This is a genomic window from Streptomyces sp. JJ36 (genome assembly GCF_021696945.1).
Taxonomy (GTDB): Bacteria; Actinomycetota; Actinomycetes; order Streptomycetales; family Streptomycetaceae; genus Streptomyces.
Genome location: NZ_JACYHE010000024.1, coordinates 42,355 through 63,007 on the forward strand (window position 1 = coordinate 42,355; position 20,653 = coordinate 63,007).

Annotated in this window: 21 protein-coding genes; 1 reads left to right on the plus strand and 20 read right to left on the minus strand. The window is 73.6% G+C overall.

The genetic code is table 11. The features are described from left to right. Positions 1–67: 67 nt before the first annotated feature. The 12 genes from coaBC to pyrR form a co-directional block, all read right to left on the minus strand. Positions 68–1,285: a bifunctional phosphopantothenoylcysteine decarboxylase/phosphopantothenate--cysteine ligase CoaBC gene (gene coaBC, locus HOY81_RS12415; protein WP_237320392.1), complete on the minus strand. Its 1,218-nt coding sequence runs from the start codon at positions 1,283–1,285 to the stop codon at positions 68–70. Positions 1,286–1,433: 148 nt separating this feature from the next. Beyond that, entirely contained in the window at positions 1,434–1,718 is a 285-nt protein-coding gene (gene rpoZ / locus HOY81_RS12420) for a DNA-directed RNA polymerase subunit omega (protein WP_237320364.1), read from the minus strand. Positions 1,719–1,739: 21 nt separating this feature from the next. Then, positions 1,740–2,336: a guanylate kinase gene (gene gmk / locus HOY81_RS12425; protein WP_237320365.1), complete on the minus strand. Its 597-nt coding sequence runs from the start codon at positions 2,334–2,336 to the stop codon at positions 1,740–1,742. A 36-nt stretch (positions 2,337–2,372) separates the two neighbouring features. Continuing rightward, on the minus strand, positions 2,373–2,696 hold the full coding sequence (locus tag HOY81_RS12430) for an integration host factor, actinobacterial type (protein WP_237320366.1): 324 nt from the start codon (positions 2,694–2,696) through the stop codon (positions 2,373–2,375). Positions 2,697–3,011: 315 nt separating this feature from the next. Next, on the minus strand, positions 3,012–3,857 hold the full coding sequence (pyrF, locus tag HOY81_RS12435) for an orotidine-5'-phosphate decarboxylase (RefSeq protein WP_237320367.1): 846 nt from the start codon (positions 3,855–3,857) through the stop codon (positions 3,012–3,014). Beyond that, on the minus strand, positions 3,854–4,963 hold the full coding sequence (locus HOY81_RS12440; protein ID WP_237320368.1) for a quinone-dependent dihydroorotate dehydrogenase: 1,110 nt from the start codon (positions 4,961–4,963) through the stop codon (positions 3,854–3,856). Before HOY81_RS12440 ends, pyrF begins: the two co-directional genes overlap by 4 nt. Before the next feature lie 151 nt (positions 4,964–5,114). Beyond that, positions 5,115–8,426, minus strand: a complete 3,312-nt coding sequence (gene carB / locus HOY81_RS12445) for a carbamoyl-phosphate synthase large subunit (RefSeq protein WP_237320369.1) — start codon at positions 8,424–8,426, stop codon at positions 5,115–5,117. Next, a complete protein-coding gene (gene carA, locus HOY81_RS12450) occupies positions 8,419–9,567 on the minus strand; it encodes a glutamine-hydrolyzing carbamoyl-phosphate synthase small subunit (protein ID WP_237320370.1) in 1,149 nt (382 codons plus the stop codon). Before carA ends, carB begins: the two co-directional genes overlap by 8 nt. Continuing rightward, on the minus strand, positions 9,564–10,169 hold the full coding sequence (locus HOY81_RS12455; RefSeq protein ID WP_237320371.1) for a hypothetical protein: 606 nt from the start codon (positions 10,167–10,169) through the stop codon (positions 9,564–9,566). Before HOY81_RS12455 ends, carA begins: the two co-directional genes overlap by 4 nt. Then, on the minus strand, positions 10,166–11,452 hold the full coding sequence (locus HOY81_RS12460) for a dihydroorotase (protein ID WP_237320372.1): 1,287 nt from the start codon (positions 11,450–11,452) through the stop codon (positions 10,166–10,168). Before HOY81_RS12460 ends, HOY81_RS12455 begins: the two co-directional genes overlap by 4 nt. Beyond that, positions 11,449–12,423 (minus strand): aspartate carbamoyltransferase catalytic subunit, encoded by a 975-nt coding sequence (locus HOY81_RS12465; RefSeq protein ID WP_237320373.1) that lies wholly within the window; start codon positions 12,421–12,423, stop codon positions 11,449–11,451. Before HOY81_RS12465 ends, HOY81_RS12460 begins: the two co-directional genes overlap by 4 nt. Positions 12,424–12,555: 132 nt before the next feature. Next, positions 12,556–13,140: a bifunctional pyr operon transcriptional regulator/uracil phosphoribosyltransferase PyrR gene (gene pyrR, locus HOY81_RS12470; protein WP_237320393.1), complete on the minus strand. Its 585-nt coding sequence runs from the start codon at positions 13,138–13,140 to the stop codon at positions 12,556–12,558. 288 nt (positions 13,141–13,428) lie between these two features. Here pyrR and bldD point away from each other — a divergent pair, with 288 nt between their 5' ends. Then, complete coding sequence (gene bldD / locus HOY81_RS12475; protein ID WP_237320374.1) at positions 13,429–13,929, plus strand: transcriptional regulator BldD; 501 nt, start codon at positions 13,429–13,431, stop codon at positions 13,927–13,929. 125 nt (positions 13,930–14,054) lie between these two features. On the opposite strand, the gene nusB is transcribed toward bldD, so the two are convergent. The 8 genes from nusB to aroC form a co-directional block, all read right to left on the minus strand. Next, entirely contained in the window at positions 14,055–14,480 is a 426-nt protein-coding gene (gene nusB / locus HOY81_RS12480; RefSeq protein ID WP_237320375.1) for a transcription antitermination factor NusB, read from the minus strand. Between the two features lie 2 nt (positions 14,481–14,482). After that, on the minus strand, positions 14,483–15,049 hold the full coding sequence (gene efp, locus HOY81_RS12485; RefSeq protein WP_237320376.1) for an elongation factor P: 567 nt from the start codon (positions 15,047–15,049) through the stop codon (positions 14,483–14,485). Between the two features lie 56 nt (positions 15,050–15,105). Next, on the minus strand, positions 15,106–16,206 hold the full coding sequence (locus HOY81_RS12490) for an aminopeptidase P family protein (RefSeq protein ID WP_237320377.1): 1,101 nt from the start codon (positions 16,204–16,206) through the stop codon (positions 15,106–15,108). Between the two features lie 67 nt (positions 16,207–16,273). Further along, positions 16,274–17,173 (minus strand): AAA family ATPase, encoded by a 900-nt coding sequence (locus tag HOY81_RS12495; RefSeq protein ID WP_237320378.1) that lies wholly within the window; start codon positions 17,171–17,173, stop codon positions 16,274–16,276. A gap of 159 nt (positions 17,174–17,332) precedes the next feature. Next, positions 17,333–17,776 (minus strand): type II 3-dehydroquinate dehydratase, encoded by a 444-nt coding sequence (aroQ, locus tag HOY81_RS12500; protein ID WP_237320379.1) that lies wholly within the window; start codon positions 17,774–17,776, stop codon positions 17,333–17,335. Beyond that, entirely contained in the window at positions 17,773–18,903 is a 1,131-nt protein-coding gene (aroB, locus tag HOY81_RS12505; protein WP_237320380.1) for a 3-dehydroquinate synthase, read from the minus strand. The genes aroQ and aroB overlap by 4 nt, the downstream gene beginning before the upstream one ends. Further along, complete coding sequence (locus HOY81_RS12510) at positions 18,900–19,415, minus strand: shikimate kinase (protein ID WP_237320381.1); 516 nt, start codon at positions 19,413–19,415, stop codon at positions 18,900–18,902. Before HOY81_RS12510 ends, aroB begins: the two co-directional genes overlap by 4 nt. Next, a complete protein-coding gene (aroC, locus tag HOY81_RS12515) occupies positions 19,412–20,596 on the minus strand; it encodes a chorismate synthase (RefSeq protein WP_237320382.1) in 1,185 nt (394 codons plus the stop codon). The genes HOY81_RS12510 and aroC overlap by 4 nt, the downstream gene beginning before the upstream one ends. Positions 20,597–20,653: the final 57 nt, after the last annotated feature.

A 20,653-nucleotide genomic window follows, 5' to 3' on the forward strand; every position in this document is an offset into this window, starting at 1 on the left:
CCAGTTTATCCATCCGAGGCCGCATCCAATCATGCTGTCTCGAACTCCGACACGATTCGTCCCCCGGTCACGCTCCCGGGAGCCGCCGCACCACCAGGTCCCAGACGGTGTCGGCGAGGGCCTCCTTCGGGCCGTGCGGCACCGGTGTCTCGCTGCCGTCGGCACCGAGCACGACCGCCTCGTTCTCCTCCGCGCCGAAGGTGCGCTGCTCCCCCACCTCGTTGACGACCAGCAGGTCACAGCGCTTGCGGGCGAGCTTCGCGCGGCCGTTGGCGAGGACGTCGTCGGTCTCCGCGGCGAAGCCGACCACCACCTGTCCGGGCCGGGCACGGTCGGCGGAGAGCTCGGCCAGCACATCGGGGTTCCGGACCAGCCGGAGGGGTTCCGGCTCCTCCCCGTCGCGCTTCTTGATCTTCCCTTCGGCGTAGGCCGAGGGGCGGAAATCGGCCACCGCGGCCGCCATCACCACCGCGTCCGCGTCGGCGGCGGCCTTCAGCACGGCCTCCCGGAGCTGCACCGCCGTGCCCACCGGGACGACGTCCACTCCCGCCGGGTCGGGCAGCGCCGTGTTCGCCGCGACCAGCGTCACCCGGGCGCCACGCGCGGCGGCCGTACGGGCGAGGGCGTAGCCCTGCCGGCCGGAGGAGCGGTTGCCGAGGAACCGCACCGGGTCCAGCGGCTCCCTCGTGCCGCCCGCGCTGACCACCACCCGGCGCCCGGCCAGGTCGGGGGCGGCGACCCCCCGGGCCAGTACCCGGCGGCAGACCTCGAGGATCTCGCCCGGGTCGGGCAGCCGCCCCTTGCCGGTGTCCACGCCGGTCAGCCGCCCGACGGCGGGCTCGATCACCACACAGCCGCGGCGGCGCAGCGTGGCGACGTTCTCCCGGGTCGCGGGGTGCTCCCACATCTCGGTGTGCATGGCGGGAGCGAACACCACCGGGCAGCGGGCGGTGAGCAGGGTGTTCGTCAGCAGGTCGTCGGCGATCCCGTGCGCGGCCCTGGCCAGCAGGTCCGCGGTGGCGGGGGCCACCACGACCAGTGCGGCGCGCTGCCCGATACGGACGTGCGGCACCTCGTGCACGTCCTCCCAGACCCCGGTGGTCACCGGGTTCCCGGAGAGCGCGGACCAGGTGGCCTCCCCGACGAAGCGGAGCGCGGAGGCAGTGGGCACCACCCGCACGTCGTGTCCCGACTCGGTGAAGCCGCGCAGCAGCTCGCACGCCTTGTAGGCGGCGATGCCGCCGCTCACCCCCAGCACGACGCCGGGCCCGACCCGCTCGTCCATCGCTCGCCTCTCCCCACTCGTGGCCACCCCGGCCTGCACCGCGGTACTCGTTCCCATGACACACCACGGGCCCGGCAGCCACGCTGCCGGGCCCGTGCAGGGCTTCCGCCGGGCCTACGGCCCGTGGCGCCGCGGTGCCACGCGGTCCCTACGGGGCCGGGGCGGCGGGCGGGGTGTCGGTGGCCTCGGAGGTCAGCAGGCCGGCGTTGATCTCTCGCAGGGAGATCGACAGCGGCTTCTCGTGGACGTGGGTGTCCACCAGGGGGCCGACGTACTCCAGCAGGCCCTCACCGAGCTGCGAGTAGTACGCGTTGATCTGGCGCGCGCGCTTGGCGGCGTAGATCACCAGGCTGTACTTCGAGTCGGTGGCCTCGAGCAGCTCATCAATCGGCGGATTGATGATGCCCTCGGGTGTGGAGATGGAAGAGGACACGCTCTGCCTTCCGGAGGGTGGTCATGCGACGTTCATCAAGGCTAGCAGCTCTGCGGCGACCTCCTCGACCGAGGTGTTGACCAGGGTGGAGTCGAACTCCTCCTCGGCCGCGAGCTCCGTACGGGCGGCAGCCAGCCGGCGCTCGATCACCTCCGGCGACTCCGTGCCCCGGCCGGTGAGCCGGCGGACCAGCTCGTCCCAGCTCGGCGGGGCCAGGAAGACCAGACGCGCCTCCGGCATGGACTCCCGCACCAGCCGCGCGCCCTGGAGATCGATCTCCAGCAGCACCGGCTCCCCGGCCTCCAACCGGTCCACCACGGGCCGTCGCGGGGTGCCGTAGCGGTTGCCGGCGAACTCGGCCCACTCCAGCAGCTCGCCGTTGGCGATCAGCTTGTCGAACTCCTCGTCCTCGACGAAGAAGTACTGCACGCCGTGCTGCTCGCCGGGCCGCGGTCTGCGGGTGGTGGCCGAGACCGAGAGCCACACCTCCGGGTGTGCCTTGCGCAGGTGTGCGACGACCGTACTCTTGCCGACCCCGGAGGGGCCGGAGAGCACGGTCAGCCGCGTGCGTCCTTCCGGGGGTACGGGGGTCGCCCCCCGGGAGACTGCGTTAGCCATGGAGCGATTATCCAGGTTTCCGGGGGCGCCGGAAAATCAGGCCGAGGCGCCGCCGAACTCACGCTCCAGTGCGGCGATCTGGTTGGAGCCGAGCCCGCGGACGCGACGGCTCTCGGAGATCCCGAGACGCTCCATGATCTGCTTGGCGCGGACCTTGCCGACGCCCGGCAGGCTCTCCAGGAGAGCACTGACCTTCATCTTGCCGATGACGTCGTTCTCCTGGCCCTGCTTGATCACGTCGTGCAGGGATGCGCCGGAGTGCTTGAGCCGGTTCTTGACCTCGGCGCGCTCCCGGCGAGCCGCTGCGGCCTTCTCGAGCGCGGCTGCGCGCTGTTCAGGGGTAAGGGGCGGAAGAGCCACGCCTACGTCACCTCAGTTGTCGAACTGTCGGATATGGATCGGTTGAGGAACCTGGTCACCCCGCTCCTGCGGAGCAACGAGCAACGCTTCCCCGTGGTTCCGGCGGCCCCGGGAGCCTCCCCCGGCCCTCCGGACCTGGTGAGACCCCGGATTTCGCGGTGCTCCCGACGGAGACTAGCGGCCGACGGCGCCGTAGTCAGCGAGAACTGCGGAAAAGTCCTGGTCAGCTTAATTCTGACCAGGACTTTCCGGGGCAAACCACCACAGATGTCCGAAGCTGCGAACCTGCCCGGAGCTGCGAAAACCTCCGGACGGCTACGGCAGGACGGCGGCCAGCTCCGCGGCCTGTGCCGCGGCGGCCTCGCGCAGCGCCGTCACGGACGGTCCGTGCCGCAGCACGCTCCGGCTGACGCTGGGCAGGACCTGGCCGGCCGCGTCGCCGAAGACCCGCGGCAGGTCCGCGGCGGTCGCCCCCTGGGCCCCGAGGCCGGGGGCGAGCAACGGGCCGTTGATCGACAGATCCGCGCCCAGCCGGGCGGCCGCGTCGCCCAGGGTGGCCCCGACCACGGCCCCGAAGGAGCCGAGCGGCTCGGCCCCGGCGTTCTCCGCCGCGAGCCGCTCCAGCACCCCGGCGGCGACACTGGGGCCGCCGGCACCGCGGAGGGCGTGCTGCACCTCCGCCCCCTCCGGGTTGGAGGTGAGGGCCAGCACGAAGGCGCCCCGGCCGTGCTCCCGGGCCAGTTCCAGCGCGGGCCGCAGCGAGCCGAAACCCAGATACGGGCTGAGGGTGACCGCGTCCGAGCAGAGCGGGGCCCCGGGGTTCAGATAGGCGGCGGCGTACGCCTCCATGGTGGAGCCGATGTCGCCACGCTTGGCGTCCATCACCACCAGCGCGCCGGCGTCGCGGGCGTCGGCCACCGCGCGTTCCAGCACGGCCACTCCCCGCGAGCCGAACCGCTCGAAGAAGGCGGACTGCGGCTTGAGCACGGCGACCCGGCCGGCCAGCGCCTCCACCACGGTGTGCGTGAACCGCTCCAGGCCCGGCACGTCGTCGGTGAGGCCCCAGGCCCCGAGCAACCCGGGGTGCGGGTCGATGCCGACGCAGAGCGGCCCGCGGGTGTCCATGGCGCGCCGCAGGCGCGCCCCGAAACGCTCCGTCATGCCGCCGTCCTCCGGGTCCCGGCGCCGACCGCCTCGGTGAGCGTCCGGTACGGGCTCGCGGCGAGCCGCGCGGCGAGCCCCTTGTGCACGGACCGGCACCACAACGGCCCGCGGTAGATCAGCCCGCTGTAGCCCTGGACCAGGGTGGCCCCGGCCAGGATGCGCTGCCAGACGTCCTCGGCGTCCTCCACGCCGCCGACGCCGATCAGCGTGAGCCGGTCGCCCACCCGGGCGTGCAGGCGCCGCAGCACCTCCAGCGAGCGCTCCCTGAGGGGTGCGCCGGAGAGCCCGCCGGGCTCCGCGACGGCCGCCGCCGGGGAGACGAGACCCAGGCCCTCGCGGGCGACGGTGGTGTTGGTGGCGATGATGCCGTCCAGGCCCAGTCCGGCGGCGAGGTCGGCGACGGCGTCCACGTCCTCGTCGGCGAGGTCCGGGGCGATCTTCACCAGCAGCGGTACCCGGCGGCCGGGGACGGCACGGTCCGCGGCCGCGCGCACTGCTGCCAGCAGCGGCCGGAGCCGCTCGGCGGCCTGCAGGTCCCGCAGCCCGGGGGTGTTCGGCGAGGAGACGTTGACCACCAGGTAGTCGGCGTGCGGAGCGAGCCGCTCGGTGGAGGTGACGTAGTCGGCGACCGCCTCCTCCTCCGGCACCGCCTTGGTCTTGCCGACGTTGACCCCGACCGGGGTGCGGAAGACCGGCCGGCGGGCGGCCAGCCGGGCGGCGACCGCGGCGGAGCCGTCGTTGTTGAAGCCCATGCGGTTGATCAGGGCCCGGTCGGCGGTGAGCCGGAAGAGCCGCGGGCGCGGGTTGCCGGGCTGGGGCTGCGCGGTGACCGTGCCGGTCTCGACGTGGTCGAAGCCGAGCAGCGCCATGCCGTCGATCAGGTCGGCGTTCTTGTCGAAGCCGGCGGCCAGGCCGAACGGCCCGTGCATGCGCAGCCCGAGCGCCTCGGTGCGCAACGCCGGGTCGCGCGGGGCGAGATACGCCGCGAGGAAGGTGCGCAGCACGGGGATCCGGGCGGCCAGCCGGATCCAGCCGGCGGCCAGCCGGTGTGCCTGCTCGGGGTCCATCCGGCGGAAGAGGAGACGGAAGAGGAGGGGGTACATGCGGCCCTTCGCGGGTTCTCGGTCGGGGGCGGGGCGGTGGGCGGAACGGCGGCCGGCGGCGAGCCGCCTGCGGGCCGGGACGGGCGCCCCTGCGGGCGGGGGGCCGTGCCCGGCCGTACGCCGCCGGACGGCGTACGGCCGGGCACGCGGGTCACGCGTTCCGCGCCGCGTTCAGGTGCCCCGCGTGCTCCTGGAGGGAGCGGACGCCGACCTCGCCGCGGCCGGTCGCCTCGATGCCCTGCACGGCGGCGGCGAGGGCCTGCACGGTGGTCAGGCAGGGGACGGAGCGGGCGACGGCGGCGGTGCGGATGTCGTAGCCGTCCAGGCGGCCGCCGGTGCCGTAGGGGGTGTTGACGATCAGGTCGACCTGGCCGTCGTGGATGAGCTGGACGATGGTCTTCTCGCCGTCCGGCCCCTCCCCCTCGCTGTGCTTGCGCACCACGGTGGCGTCGATGCCGTTGCGGCGGAGGACCTCCGCGGTGCCGGAGGTGGCCAGCAGTTCGAAGCCCATGGCCACCAGTTCCCGGGCCGGGAAGATCATGGACCGCTTGTCCCGGTTGGCCACCGAGACGAAGGCCCGGCCCCGGGTCGGCAGCGCGCCGTACGCGGCCGCCTGCGACTTGGCGTAGGCGGTGCCGAACACCGAGTCGATGCCCATGACCTCGCCGGTGGACCGCATCTCCGGCCCGAGGACGGTGTCCACCCCGCGCCCGTGCACGTCCCGGAACCGCGTCCAGGGCATCACCGCCTCCTTGACGGAGATCGGCGCGTCCATCGGCAGCGTGCCGCCGTCGCCGGTGGCGGGGAGCATGCCCTCGGCGCGGAGTTCGGCGACGGTGGCGCCCAGCGAGATCCGGGCGGCGGCCTTGGCCAGCGGCACCGCGGTCGCCTTGGAGGTGAAGGGCACGGTGCGGGACGCCCGCGGGTTGGCCTCCAGGACGTAGAGGATGTCCCCGGCCAGTGCGAACTGGATGTTGATCAGTCCGCGCACCCCCACGCCACGCGCGATGGCCTCGGTGGAGGCGCGCAGTCGCTTGACGTCGTGGCCACCCAGGGTGATCGGGGGCAGGGCGCAGGCGGAGTCGCCCGAGTGGATGCCGGCCTCCTCGATGTGCTCCATGACGCCGCCGAGATAGAGCTCGTGACCGTCGTAGAGGGCGTCCACGTCGATCTCGATGGCGTCGTCGAGGAAGCGGTCGATCAGCACCGGGTGCTCGGAGATCAGCCCGGCGTGCCGGGTGAGGTAGGCCTCCAGCGAGGGCTCGTCGTAGACGATCTCCATGCCGCGGCCGCCGAGGACGTAGGAGGGCCGGACCATGACCGGGTAGCCGATCCCGGCGGCGATGTCCCGGGCCTCGGCGAAGGAGTACGCCGTGCCGTACTTGGGCGCGGGCAGCCCGGCCTCGGTGAGCACCCGGCCGAAGGCGCCGCGCTCCTCGGCGAGGTTGATCGCCTCCGGAGAGGTGCCGACGATCGGCACGCCGTTGTCCTTGAGCCCGTGGGCGAGGCCCAGCGGGGTCTGCCCGCCGAGCTGGACGACGACCCCGGCGACCGGCCCCGCCTGCCGCTCGGCGTGCACGATCTCCAGCACGTCCTCCAGCGTGAGCGGCTCGAAGTAGAGCCGGTCGGAGGTGTCGTAGTCGGTGGAGACGGTCTCCGGGTTGCAGTTGACCATCACGGTCTCGTAGCCGGCGTCGTGCAGGGCGAAGGAGGCGTGCACGCAGGAGTAGTCGAACTCGATGCCCTGCCCGATGCGGTTGGGCCCGGAGCCCAGGATGATCACCGCGGGCTTCTCCCGCGGGGCGACCTCGGTCTCCTCGTCGTAGGAGGAGTAGAAGTACGGGGTGCGGGCGGCGAACTCGGCGGCGCAGGTGTCGACCGTCTTGTACACCGGCCGGACACCGAGGGCGTGCCGGACCTCGCGGACCACGTCCTCACGCAGGCCGCGGAGGGCGGCCAGCTGCGCGTCGGAGAGGCCGTGCCGCTTGGCCTCGGCCAGCACCTCGCCGTCCAGCCGCGGTGCGGCCGCCACCTCGTCGGCGATCTCCTTGATCAGGAAGAGCTGGTCGGTGAACCAGGGGTCGATCCGGGTGGCGGCGAAGACCTCGGCACGGGTGGCGCCGGCCCGGATGGCGGCCATCACCGTGTTGACCCGGCCGTCGGTGGGCCGGGCGGCGGCCGCGAGCAGCTCGTCCTTGTCGCCGGGCGCGCCGGTGAAGTCGAACTGCGAGTCCTTCTTCTCCAGCGAGCGCAGCGCCTTGTTGAGCGCCTCCGGGAAGTTCCGCCCGATGGCCATGGCCTCGCCGACGGACTTCATCGTGGTGGTGAGGGTGTTGTCCGCCGCCGGGAACTTCTCGAAGGCGAAGCGCGGGACCTTGACCACCACGTAGTCCAGGGCCGGCTCGAAGGAGGCCGGGGTCTGCTCCGTGATGTCGTTGGGGATCTCGTCCAGGGTGTAGCCCACGGCGAGCCGGGCGGCGATCTTGGCGATCGGGAAACCGGTGGCCTTGGAGGCCAGCGCCGAGGAGCGGGAGACGCGGGGGTTCATCTCGATCACCACGACCCGGCCGTCCTCGGGGTTGACGGCGAACTGGATGTTGCAGCCGCCGGTGTCCACCCCGACCTCGCGGATCACGGCGATGCCGATGTCCCGCAGCACCTGGTACTCGCGGTCGGTGAGGGTCATCGCCGGGGCGACGGTGACCGAGTCGCCGGTGTGCACGCCCATGGGGTCGAAGTTCTCGATGGAGCAGACGACCACGACGTTGTCGTTCCGGTCGCGCATCAGCTCCAGCTCGTACTCCTTCCAGCCGAGGATGGACTCCTCCAGCAGCACCTCGGTGGTGGGGGACAGCGAGAGCCCCTGGCCGGCGATGCGGCGCAGTTCGTCCTCGTCGTGGGCGAAGCCGGAGCCGGCGCCGCCCATGGTGAAGGAGGGGCGCACGACGACGGGGTAACCGCCGAGCCCCTCCACGCCCGCCAGGACCTCCTCCATGGAGTGGCAGATCACCGAGCGGGCCGACTCGCCGTGGCCGGTCTGTTCCCGGACCGCGTCCACGACCTCCTTGAAGCGGTCCCGGTCCTCGCCCTTGTGGATCGCCTCGACGTTCGCGCCGATCAGCTCGACGCCGTACTTCTCCAGGGTGCCGTCCTGGTGCAGGGAGATGGCGGTGTTCAGCGCGGTCTGGCCGCCCAGGGTCGCCAGCAGGGCATCCGGGCGCTCCTTGGCGATGATGCGTTCCACGAAGTCCGGGGTGATCGGCTCCACGTAGGTGGCGTCGGCGATCTCCGGGTCGGTCATGATCGTCGCCGGGTTGGAGTTCACCAGGACGACGCGGAGGCCCTCGGACTTCAGCACCCGGCAGGCCTGCGTGCCCGAGTAGTCGAACTCGGCAGCCTGACCGATCACGATCGGACCGGAGCCGATCACCAGGACGGACTGGATGTCGGTGCGCTTAGGCACGCTGGCCCTCCATGAGCTGGACGAAGCGGTCGAAGAGGTAGGCGGCGTCGTGCGGGCCCGCGGCCGCTTCGGGGTGGTACTGGACGCTGAAGGCCGGCCGGTCGAGCAGCCGCAGGCCCTCCACCACGTCGTCGTTGAGACAGACGTGGGAGACCTCGGCCCGGCCGTAGGGGGTGTCGGTGACGCGGTCGAGCGGCGCGTCCACGGCGAACCCGTGGTTGTGCGCGGTCACCTCGACCTTGCCGGTGGTGCGGTCCTGCACGGGCTGGTTGATCCCGCGGTGACCGTACTTGAGCTTGAAGGTGCCGAAGCCCAGGGCGCGGCCCAGGATCTGGTTGCCGAAGCAGATCCCGAAGAGCGGTGTGCCGCGCTCCAGGACCCCGCGCATCAGCTCGACGGGGTGCCCGGCGGCGGCCGGGTCGCCCGGGCCGTTGGAGAAGAAGACACCGTCCGGGCGGACCGCGTAGAGCTGCTCCAGCGTGGTGTGGGCGGGCAGCACGTGGACCTCTATCCCCCGCTCGGCCATCCGGTGCGGGGTCATGCCCTTGATGCCGAGGTCCACCGCGGCGACCGTGAGGCGCCGGGTGCCGTGGGCCGGGACGACGTACGGCTCGGTGGTCGCCACCTCGCCGCAGAGGTCGGCGCCGGACATCTGCGGCGCCTGCTGCACCCGGGCCAGCAGCGCCGCCTCGTCGGCGCCGCGGACCGCGGGACCGGAGAAGACGCCCACCCGCATGGCACCGCGTTCCCGCAGGTGGCGGGTGAGGGCGCGGGTGTCGACACCGCTGATGCCGACCACGCCCTGGGCGGCGAGCTCCTCGTCCAGGGTCCGCACCGAGCGCCAGTTGGAGGGCACCCGGGCCGGGTCGCGGACGACGTAGCCGGCCACCCAGATCCGGCGGGACTCCGGGTCCTCGTCGTTGACACCGGTGTTGCCGATGTGCGGGGCGGTCATGACGACCACCTGGCGGTGGTAGGAGGGGTCGGTGAGGGTCTCCTGGTAGCCGGTCATGCCGGTGTTGAAGACCGCCTCGCCGAAGGTCTCGCCCACGGCGCCGTAGGCCCGGCCGCGGAAGGTGCGGCCGTCCTCGAGGACGAGTACGGCGGGGGTCCGGTCGGCGCTCCTGGCGGGGGTCGTCATCGTGCACCCTCCTGGGTGGTCGTCAGTGCGTTCACCGCGGTGACCCACTCGGGGTGCTCGGCGGCGTGGTCGGAGCGGAAGCCGGAGTCGAGCCGGCGCTCCCCGTGGGACCAGCTGATCACCAGCAGCCCGCCCTCGGTGAGCACCTTGCCGGCGATGCCGGTGTCGAGCCGGGCGCCGCGCAGCCGGTCGGCGGGGATGTGGAAGTCCCGGGCCCCGGGCCGGAGCACGGTCACGCCGGCGTCGGTGAGGAGCAGCTCGGCGCGGCTGCGGGTGCCCAGTCCGTGGGCGACGATCCGGTCGAGCCACTGCCCGGCGGTCGTGGTGCCGTGGTAGCGGCCGGTCAGGCGGAGCCGGGCGTCGCCGCTCCCGGCCGACGGGTCCGGCGGCTCGGGCAGCTCGGGCAGGTCGCTCTGGAGGGTGGCGCGCCACTTCCAGCCCTGCCGCATCAGCCAGTAGAGCAGCAGGACGAAGAGGAGCAGGCCGACCGTCCAGCCGATGCGCTCGGCCCAGTCGGTGACCTCCTGCGACTTCCGTGCCGCGGCCGCCAGGCCGGTGACGGCGTCCAGGGGGTGCGGGTGCGGGGCGTTCGGTTGGTTCACTGCAGCTTCCCGTCCATGACCGTCGGTGTGCCCCGCAGGAAGGTGTGCTGGACGCGTCCGGGCAGCTCGCGGCCCTCGTAGGGGGTGTTGCGGCTGCGGGAGGCGAAGCCCGCGGGGTCCACCTGTCCACGGTAGGCCGGGTCGACCAGGGTGAGGTTGGCTGGCTCACCGGGTGAGACGGGCCGGCCGTGGCCGGCGAGACGGCCGATGGCTGCGGGCCGGTACGCCATGCGGTCCGCGATCGCGTCCCAGCCGAGCATCCCCGTGTCGACCATGGTGTGCTGGACGACGGAGAGCGCGGTCTCCAGGCCGACCATGCCCATGGCGGCGGCACCCCACTCGCAGTCCTTGTCCTCGTGTGGGTGCGGGGCGTGGTCCGTCGCCACGCAGTCGATGGTGCCGTCGGCCAGGGCCTCGCGCAGTGCCAGCACGTCGGCCTCGGTGCGCAGCGGCGGGTTCACCTTGTAGACCGGGTCGTAGGAGCGTACGAGCTCGTCGGTGAGCAGCAGGTGGTGCGGGGTGACCTCGGCGGTGACGCGCCAGCCCTTGGACTTCGCCCAGCGGACGATCTCCACGGAACCGGCGGTGGAGAGGTGGCAGACGTGCACCCGGGAGCCGACGTGGGCGGCGAGCAGCACGTCCCGGGAGATGATCGACTCCTCGGCCACCGCGGGCCAGCCGCCGAGGCCGAGCTCGGCGGAGACCACGCCCTCGTTCATCTGCGCGCCCTCGGTGAGCCGGGGCTCCTGCGCGTGCTGGGCGACGACGCCGTCGAAGGCCTTCACGTACTCCAGCGCCCGGCGCATGATCACGGCGTCGTCGACGCACTTGCCGTCGTCGGAGAAGACCCGCACGCCGGCGGCGGAGTCGTGCATGGCGCCGAGCTCGGCGAGCTGGCGGCCCTCCAGCCCGACGGTGACGGCGCCGACGGGCTGGACGTCGCAGTAGCCGGACTCCCGGCCGAGCCGCCAGACCTGCTCGACGACGCCCGCGGTGTCCGCGACGGGGAAGGTGTTGGCCATCGCGTGGACGGCGGTGAAGCCGCCCTGGGCGGCGGCCCGGGTGCCGGTGAGCACCGTCTCGGAGTCCTCGCGGCCGGGCTCGCGCAGGTGTGTGTGCAGGTCGACCAGGCCGGGCAGCAGCACCAGGCCGTCCGCGTCCACCACCTGGGCGCCCGCGGCGTCGAGCCCGGGACCCACCCCGGCGACGGTCTCGCCGTCGATCAGCACGTCCGTGGGGTCGCCGCCCAGGAGCTGCGCGCCGCGGATCAGGGTCTTGCTCATCGGTCGTTCTCCTCGGTGCGGGGGGACACGGCGGGCTCGCTGCCGCCGAGCAGCAGGTACAGGACGGCCATCCGGATGCTGACGCCGTTCGTGACCTGCTCGACGGCGGTGCAGCGGGGCGAGTCGGCGACCTCGGCGGTGATCTCCATGCCGCGGTTCATCGGGCCGGGGTGCATCACCAGGGCGTGTTCCGGCATCCGGGCCATCCGGGCGCCGTCCAGGCCGTAGCGGCGCGCGTACTCGCGCTCGGTGGGGAAGAAGGCGGCGTTCATCCGCTCACGCTGGACGCGCAGCATCATCACCGCGTCGGTGTCCGGGAGCACGGCGTCGAGGTCGTAGGAGACCTCGCAGGGCCAGCTCCCGACCCCGACCGGGACCAGGGTGGGCGGCGCGACCAGGGTGACGTGCGCGCCCAGGGTGCTCAGCAGATGGACGTTGGAGCGGGCCACCCGGCTGTGCAGGATGTCCCCGACGATGGTGACGCGGCGCCCCGCCAGGTCCTGCCCGGTGCCGGTGCCGGACAGCCGGCCCCGCATGGTGAAGGCGTCCAGCAGGGCCTGGGTGGGGTGCTCGTGGGTGCCGTCGCCGGCGTTCACCACGGAGCCGCCGATCCACCCCGAGGTGGCCAGCCGGTGCGGTGCGCCGGAGTCGTGGTGCCGGATGACCACGGCGTCGGCGCCCATGGCCTCCAGGGTGAGCGCGGTGTCCTTGAGGGACTCGCCCTTGGAGACCGAGGAGCCCTTGGCGGAGAAGTTGATGACGTCGGCCGAGAGCCGCTTGGCCGCGGCCTCGAAGGAGATCCGGGTGCGGGTGGAGTCCTCGAAGAAGAGGTTGACCACGGTGCGGCCGCGCAGCGTCGGCAGCTTCTTGATCGGCCGGTCGCTGACCCGGGCGATCTCCTCGGCGGTGTCGAGGATGAGGACGGCGTCGTCGCGGCTCAGGTCGGCGGCCGAGGTGAGGTGGCGCTTCATCTGGTGCCTCACGGGGTGGGAGGAGTGCTGGGGCGTGCGGGTGCGCGGGCGTCCGCCACCGGGCCCGGGCGCGGGCCCGCGCGGGGCGGCCGGGCCCACGGGGCGCGGCTCCGGGGGCGTACGGGCGCGCCGCTAGCGGGCGGCGGGCGGGGCGGTGCCGCGGGCCCCCAGGAGCACGCCGTCGCGGCCGTCCTCCTCGGTGAGCTGGACCCGGACCGTTTCGCGCAGCGACGTGGGGAGGTTCTTGCCGACGTAGTCGGCGCGGATGGGCAGCTCGCGGTGGCCGCGGTCGACCAGCACGGCGAGCTGCACGGCGCGCGGCCGGCCGATGTCGCCCAGGGCGTCGAGGGCGGCGCGGATGGTGCGGCCGGAGAAGAGCACGTCGTCGACGAGGACGACGAGGCGGCCGTCCACGCCGTCGGCGGGGATCTCCGTGCGGGCCAGCGCCCGCGCCGGGCGCATCCGCAGGTCGTCGCGGTACATGGTGATGTCGAGGGAGCCGACCGGGGTGGTGCGGCCGGTGATCTCGGCGAGCTTGGCCGCCAGCCGGCGGGCGAGGAAGACGCCTCGGGTGGGGATGCCGAGCAGGACCACGTCGTCGGCGCCCTTGGCGCGCTCGACGATCTCGTGGGCGATACGGGTGAGGACCCGCGCGATGTCGGGGGCCTCCAGCACGGGGCGGGCTGTGCCGGCGCGTGCGCTGCCGTTTCCGTCCATGGAATCCATGGCGAACGGACCTCCTTCTCCGCCTCACGGGACGGTCTTAAAGGACGTCGGGGATGTGCGCCGTCAACCGTAGCAGGCGGCCTGCTCCGCACCGGACCGGGGGCGCCGCCGGGCCGGCGGGGAGCCGCCTGGCCACACCGGGCGACCGCACGGCCGCACCGGGTCGTCGCCCGCCGTATTCGACCTGATCGGCGGTTACCGGAGCCCGTTCGGCTTGACGGCGCACATTACGCTGCGTAATCTCACAGTGAGTTACCAAGACGTCGTCCGGGGAGCCCTATGTCCAGCGAATACGCCAAACAGCTCGGAGCCAAGCTCCGGGCCATCCGCACTCAGCAAGGCCTCTCACTCCACGGGGTCGAGGAGAAGTCCCAGGGCCGCTGGAAGGCAGTCGTGGTCGGCTCGTACGAGCGCGGGGACCGTGCGGTGACGGTCCAGCGCCTCGCCGAGCTGGCGGACTTCTACGGCGTCCCGGTGCAGGAGCTGCTGCCCGGCACCACGCCCGGGGGCGCGGCGGAGCCGCCGCCGAAGCTCGTGCTCGATCTGGAGCGGCTGGCAGGAGTGCCCGCCGAGAAGGCCGGGCCGCTGCAGCGGTACGCCGCGACCATCCAGAGCCAGCGCGGCGACTACAACGGCAAGGTGCTCTCGATCCGGCAGGACGACCTGCGCACGCTCGCGGTGATCTACGACCAGTCGCCCTCGGTGCTGACCGAGCAGCTCATCAGCTGGGGCGTGCTGGACGCCGACGCGCGCCGCGCCGTCTCGCACGACGAGGGCTGAGCCTCCGGGGCGGCCGGGAACGGCCGCCACGGGAAGACCGGAGAGGCCGAGGGGGCCCGGACGCCGTGCGTCCGGGCCCCCTCGTGCGCTGCCGGCCGGTGCCGCTCACGGCATCCGGCGGGGCCTCACCGCTTCAGGCTGGGGCCGAGCTCCTTGAGCCGGCCGAGCAGGCCGTTGATGAAGTTCGGCGAGTCGTCGGTGGAGAACTCCTTCGCGAGCTGCACCGCCTCGTCGAGCACGACGGCGTCCGGCGTCTCCTCCGACCAGAGCAGCTCGTAGGCGCCGAGGCGCAGGATGCTGCGGTCCACGTCGGGCATCCGGTCCAGCGTCCAGCCCACGGAGTAGGCCGCGAGCAGCTCGTCGATGCGCCCGGCGTGCTCGGCGTACCCCTCCACGAGCTGCCGGGTGTACTCGCTGACCGGGGGCTGCCGGTCGTCGGTCCGGGCGTGCCGTATCCAGTCCCCCAGAACGTCCGTGACCGCCCGGCCGCGCTGGTCGGCCTCGAAAAGGATCTGGAAGGCGCGCTTGCGGGCCTTGCTGCGGGCTGCCACGGTTAGCCGCTCACCCGGCCGAGGTACTCGCCGGACCGGGTGTCGACCTTGATCTTCTCGCCGGTGGTGATGAAGAGCGGAACGCCCACCTCGTAGCCGGTCTCCAGGCGGGCCGGCTTGCTGCCGCCGGTGGAGCGGTCGCCCTGGACGCCCGGCTCGGTGTGCTCGATGGTGAGCTCCACGGCGGCGGGCAGCTCCACGAAGAGCGGGTTGTCCTGGTAGACGGCGACGGTCGCCTCGAAACCCTCCACGAGGTAGTTCGCGGCGGTGCCGACGATCTCGCGGGTGATGTGCATCTGGTCGTAGGTCTCCATGTCCATGAAGACGAAGTACTCGCCGTCCATGTAGGAGAACTGCATGGCGCGTCGGTCCACGGTGGCCGTCTCGACCTTGGTGCCCGCGTTGAAGGTCTTGTCGACGATCTTGCCGGAGAGCACGTTCTTCAGCTTGGTGCGGACGAAGGCGGGGCCCTTACCGGGCTTGACGTGCTGGAACTCGACGACGGACCAGAGCTGGTCGCCGTCGAGCTTGAGCACCATGCCGTTCTTGAGGTCGTTCGTGGTGGCCACGGTTGCGGAATCTCCTGAGACTGCTGCTGCGGTGACCCGGAGCCGCAGCCCGTGGGTCACAGGGCGAGCAGCTCCTTGGTCGTGATGGTGAGTAGCTCGGGTCCGCCGTCCGCCTGCGGGCGGACGACGAGCGTGTCGTCGATCCGGACTCCGCCCCGTCCCGGGAGGTGGACCCCCGGTTCGACGGTGACCGGCACACAAGCGTCCAGTTTACCCATGGCGTCCGGTGCCAGCCGAGGCTCCTCCCCGATTTCCAGACCGACGCCGCGTCCGGTCCAGGGTGCGGCCTCCTCGGTGTGGCCCGCGGCCGCCAGCACCTGGCGCGCGGCGCGGTCCACGTCCCGGCAGGCGGCGCCCGGCACCAGCGCCTCCCGGCCGGCGCGCTGGGCGGCGAAGACCAGCTCGTAGAGCTCGATCTGCCAGTCCGCGGGCGCGGTGCCGATGACGAACGTACGACCGATGCGGCAACGGTAGCCGCGGTAGCAGGCGCCCAGCGCGACCGCGAGGAAGTCCCCCTCCTCCACCCGGCGGTCGGTGGGCACGTGCCCGGCGATCCCGGCGTGCTCACCACCCGCGACGGAGGTGGGGAAGGCCGGGCCCTCGGCCCCGTGGTCGATGAGCCGGCGCTCCAGCTCCAGTGCGAGATGCCGCTCGGTGCGGCCGACGAGGATGGACTCCAGCAGCTCGCCCAGGGCCTGGTCGGTGATCTCGGCCGCGATCCGCAGCGCGGCGATCTCCTCCTCGTCCTTCACCAGCCGGAGCTGCTCGACGGCGTGCCCGAGGTCGGCGAAGCGCAGCCCGGGGGCGGCCGCCGCGAGCGCGCGGTGCCGGGCGACGGTCAGGTCGTGCTCCTCGACGGCCAGCGTGTCCGCGCCGGTGCGGGCCGCCAGCCCGGCGCCTGCCACGGCCGGGTCCGGCCCCTCGTCGCCGGGCGGCACCACCCGCAGCGCGGGGTCGCCCGCCTGCTCGGCGCCCCCGGTGCCGAGCAGGGTGTCCCGGCCGTCGGGTCCCAGCAGCAGGACGTGGTCCTCCCCCGCCGCGCCGGTGAGATAGCGGACATTGGCCTGCCGGGTCACCAGCACCGCGCGTGCGGCGCTGCCGTGCGCCGCACAGCGTTCACGCAGCCGGGTGCGGCGGGACACGTGCACGTCGGACATATCGCGAGGGTACGGGGCCGGGCCCGGCGGGGCCGGTCGGGAAGGTCCGTGCGGGCGACCCGTCCGGTCACCAGCTCGGCGGGCTGGTGAGGCTGCGGGCCACGCAGTCGTCGAGCATCCGTGCGGTGGTGGCCACGTCCTGCCGCGAGTTGTCGATGATCGGCAGCCCGGACCCGTACCACCCGGCCATCCGGCCGTGGATCCGGGCGACCTCCTCGTCGGTGAGGCGGCGGTTCCCGCTGCGCTCGGCGTTCCGGTCCAGCACCACCTCCAGACCGGGCAGCAGCACCACCGGGATCAGCCCGGGGCCGACGTGCCGCTTCCAGCCGCCGAGGCCGATGACGGGCCGGTCGGGGAAGACCGCGTCGTCGAGGATGCAGGAGATGCCGTTGGCCAGGAAGTTGCGGGCGGCGAAGCCGCAGGTGCGGCGGGCGAGGCGGTACTGCGCCTCGGAGTGGTCGTTCCAGCCGGACTGCGGGTCGGCGAAGCCGGAGCGCACCCACTCCCGCACGTCGTCCAGACTGATGTGCGCGGTGGGCACCGCCCGCCGGTCCGCCCAGTACCGGGCGACGGTGGTCTTGCCGGCTCCGGCCGGGCCGATCAGCAGCACCGCGACCGCCGCCCGCGTCGCGTCGAGCTGCTCCGGGTCGGCGTCGGGTGCGGGCGCCTCCACGGGGCCGCCGGGCGGGAGCTGAACGTGGCCGGTGGCCTCCCGGGAGGGCGGAGCGGAGGGCGCGCCCGGCGCCGGACCGGCGGGCGGGGCCGGGGGCCGCGCGGGCGGGGGTGCGGGGACGCCCGGCGGGGCCGGGGCACGGTGCGCGGGGCCCGTCCAACCGGGCCGGGCGGGGGGCGCGGGCGGAGCTGCCGGGTGCGGAGCGTGCGGGGGACGCGGGACCTGGGGCCCGTGCGCGTACCCGCGGCCGCCGTCCGGAGGAGGGACGGGCTGCTGCCCCCCGTACTGCTGCATCCGCCCCCCACTCCGTCGGTCCGGTGATCGTACGAACCGAACGGTACCCTCCCGGGCCACTGCGGTGTGCCGGACGGCCCCGGTTCGGCGTGCCGCGCGCCGTTCCGGGGCGTACCCGTCGCGGTCCCGTCGCGGTCCGGTGACGCGCTCCCGTGCCGCTCAGCCCGGCGGGTCGCCGACCAGGGCCCGCAGCGCGAGCTCGTAGGAGCCGATGCCGAAGCCCGCCACGGTGCCGCTGGCGACCGCCGCGACGACCGAGGTGTGGCGGAACTCCTCCCGGGTGTACGGGTTGGAGATGTGCACCTCGATCAGGGGGGCGGTGCGCTGGGCCGCCGCGTCCCGCATGGCGTACGAGTAGTGCGTGAAGGCGCCCGGGTTGAGCACCACCGGGACCCGGCCGTCCGCGGCCTCGTGCAGCCAGCGGATCAGCTCCCCCTCGTCGTTGGTCTCCCGCACCTCCACCTCCAGGCCGAGTTCCTTGCCGAGCGTGGTGCAGCGCTCGACGAGCCCGGCGTAGGACGTGGAGCCGTAGACGTCGGGCTCGCGGGAGCCGAGGCGGCCGAGGTTGGGGCCGTTGAGGACCAGGACCCGCCGGGTGCTCATGCGCCGCCCTCGGCGATCTCCGCGTGTGCGGCGAGCAGCATCGCCGGGTCGGGCCCCTCCAGCACGGCCGGGCGGGCGAGGCCCTCCAGGACGATGAAGCGCAGCAGGTCACCGCGGGACTTCTTGTCCACCCGCATCGTCTCCAGCAGCCTGGGCCACTGGTCGCCCCGGTAGGTCACCGGCAGCCCGAGCGCGGTCAGCACGCTGCGGTGGCGGTCCGCGGTGGCGTCGTCGAGCCGGCCGGCGATGCGGCCGAGTTCCGCGGCGAAGACCATGCCGACCGAGACGGCGGCGCCGTGCCGCCAGTTGTAGCGCTCGTTCTTCTCGATGGCGTGCCCGAGGGTGTGACCGTAGTTGAGGATCTCCCGGCGCCCGGACTCCCTGAGGTCCGAGGAGACCACCTCGGCCTTGACCCGCACGGAGCGCTCGATCAGCTCGGCGGTGTGCGGCCCGGCCGGGGTGCGGGCGGCCTCCGGGTCCTTCTCGATCAGATCGAGGATCGCCGGGTCGGCGATGAAACCGGCCTTGACGACCTCGGCGAGCCCGCTGACGTAGTCGTGCACGGCCAGCGAGTCCAGGGCGGCGAGGTCGCAGAGCACCCCGGCGGGCGGGTGGAAGGCGCCGACCAGGTTCTTGCCCTCGGCGGTGTTGATGCCGGTCTTGCCGCCGACGGCGGCGTCCACCATGCCGAGCACGGTGGTGGGCACCGCGATCCAGCGCACCCCGCGCAGCCAGGTCGCCGCCACAAAGCCCGCGACGTCGGTGGTGGCGCCACCGCCGACGCCCACGATCACGTCGGTACGGGTGAATCCGGTCTGGCCGAGTGCCTTCCAGCAGTAGGCCGCCACCTCGGCGGTCTTGGACTCCTCGGCGTTCGGCAACTGGACGGCGACGGCCTCGTACCCCTCGGCGGACAGGTCGTCGCGGAGCACCTCGCCGGTCTCGGCCAGCGCCTCCGGGTGCAGCACGGCCACCCGCCGGGCGGCACGGCCGATCAGCGGCGCCAGCTCGCCCAGCAGCTGCCGGCCGATGAGCACGTCGTACGGCGCGGTGCCCGCACTGCCGCCCACGGTGATGCGCAGCGGCTCGCCGGGTCCGGTGGCTTCGGTCGCTTCGGTGACTGTCATGCGTGCTTGAGCTCCAATGCGTCGAGGACGGCCTCGGCGACCTCCTCGGGCGTACGGTCGCCGGTGCCGACCACGGCACGGGCGACCTCGGTGTACAGCGGCCGGCGCTCCGCCATCAGGGTGCGCCACTGCTGCCGCGGATTGACGGTGAGCAGCGGGCGCGGGGCGTCCAGCCCGACCCGCTTGACCGCGGCGCCCACGTCGAGGTCGAGGAAGACCACGGGCAGCCCGGCCAGCAGCCGCCGGGTCTCGGGCGCGAGGACGGCGCCGCCGCCGAGGGCCAGCACGCCCTCGTGCTCCGCCACGGCGGCGCGTACGGCGGCCTTCTCCAGCTCGCGGAAGTGCGGCTCGCCCTCGTCGAGGAAGAGGTCCGCGACGGGCTTCCCCGCGGTCTCCACCACGTCGGCGTCGGTGTCGCGCAGCGTGGTGCCGAGCCGCTCGGCGAGCAGCGCACCCACGGTGGACTTGCCGGCGCCGGGCGGGCCGACGAGGACGACGGCGGGGGCGGTCACACGATCTCCAGGTTCTCGAGGTAGCCGGTGACGTTGCGCCGGGTCTCCCGCACGCTGTCCCCGCCGAACTTCTCCGCCACGGCGTCGGCCAGCACCAGCGCGACCATGGCCTCGGCGACGATCCCGGCCGCCGGCACCGCGCACACGTCGGAGCGCTGATGGTGGGCCTGGGCGGCCTCGCCGGTGGTGACGTCGACGGTGGCCAGGGCCCGCGGCACGGTCGCGATCGGCTTCATCGCGGCGCGCACCCGGAGCAGCTCGCCGGTGCTCAGCCCGCCCTCGGTGCCGCCGGCGCGGCCGGAGGCGCGGCGGACGCCCTGCTCGGTGGCGAGGATCTCGTCGTGCGCGCGGGATCCCGGCACCCGGGCGAGGCCGAAGCCGTCGCCGACCTCGACGCCCTTGATCGCCTGGATGCCCATGAGGGCGCCGGCCAGCCGGGAGTCCAGCCGCCGGTCCCAGTGGACGTGCGAGCCGAGCCCCACCGGCACGCCGTACGCCAGCACCTCGACCACGCCGCCGAGGGTGTCGCCGTCCTTGTGGGCCTGGTCGATCTCCGCGACCATCGCCTTGCTCGCGTCGGCGTCGAGGCAGCGCACCGGGTCGGCGTCGAGCCGCTCCACGTCTCCCGGCTCCGGGTGGACGCCGTACGGCGCCCGCGCCCCGCCGAGCTCCACGACATGGGAGACGATCTCGATGCCGGTGGTCTCCCGCAGGTACGAGCGGGCCACGGTGCCGAGCGCCACCCGGGCCGCGGTCTCCCGCGCGCTGGCCCGCTCCAGGACGGGGCGCGCCTCGGCGAAGCCGTACTTCTGCATGCCCGCCAGGTCGGCGTGGCCGGGCCGGGGCCGGGTCAGCGGGGCGTTGCGGGCGAGTTCCGCCAGCTCCGCGGGGTCGACCGGGTCGGCGGCCATCACCTGCTCCCACTTCGGCCACTCGGTGTTGCCCACCTGGACGGCCACCGGGGAGCCGAGGGTCAGCCCGTGCCGTACGCCGCCGAGGAAGGTCACCTCGTCGCGCTCGAACTTCATCCGCGCGCCGCGGCCGTATCCCAGCCGCCGCCGCGCCAGCGCGTCCGCCACCATGTCCGTGGTGACGGGCACACCGGCGGGCAGCCCTTCCAGCGTCGCCACGAGTGCGGGTCCGTGCGACTCCCCGGCCGTCAGCCAGCGCAACCTGCTCAACGGTGCTCCTCGGTCTCGCGCCTTCAGCGCTCTGTCTGCCTGCACCGATCCTCCCAC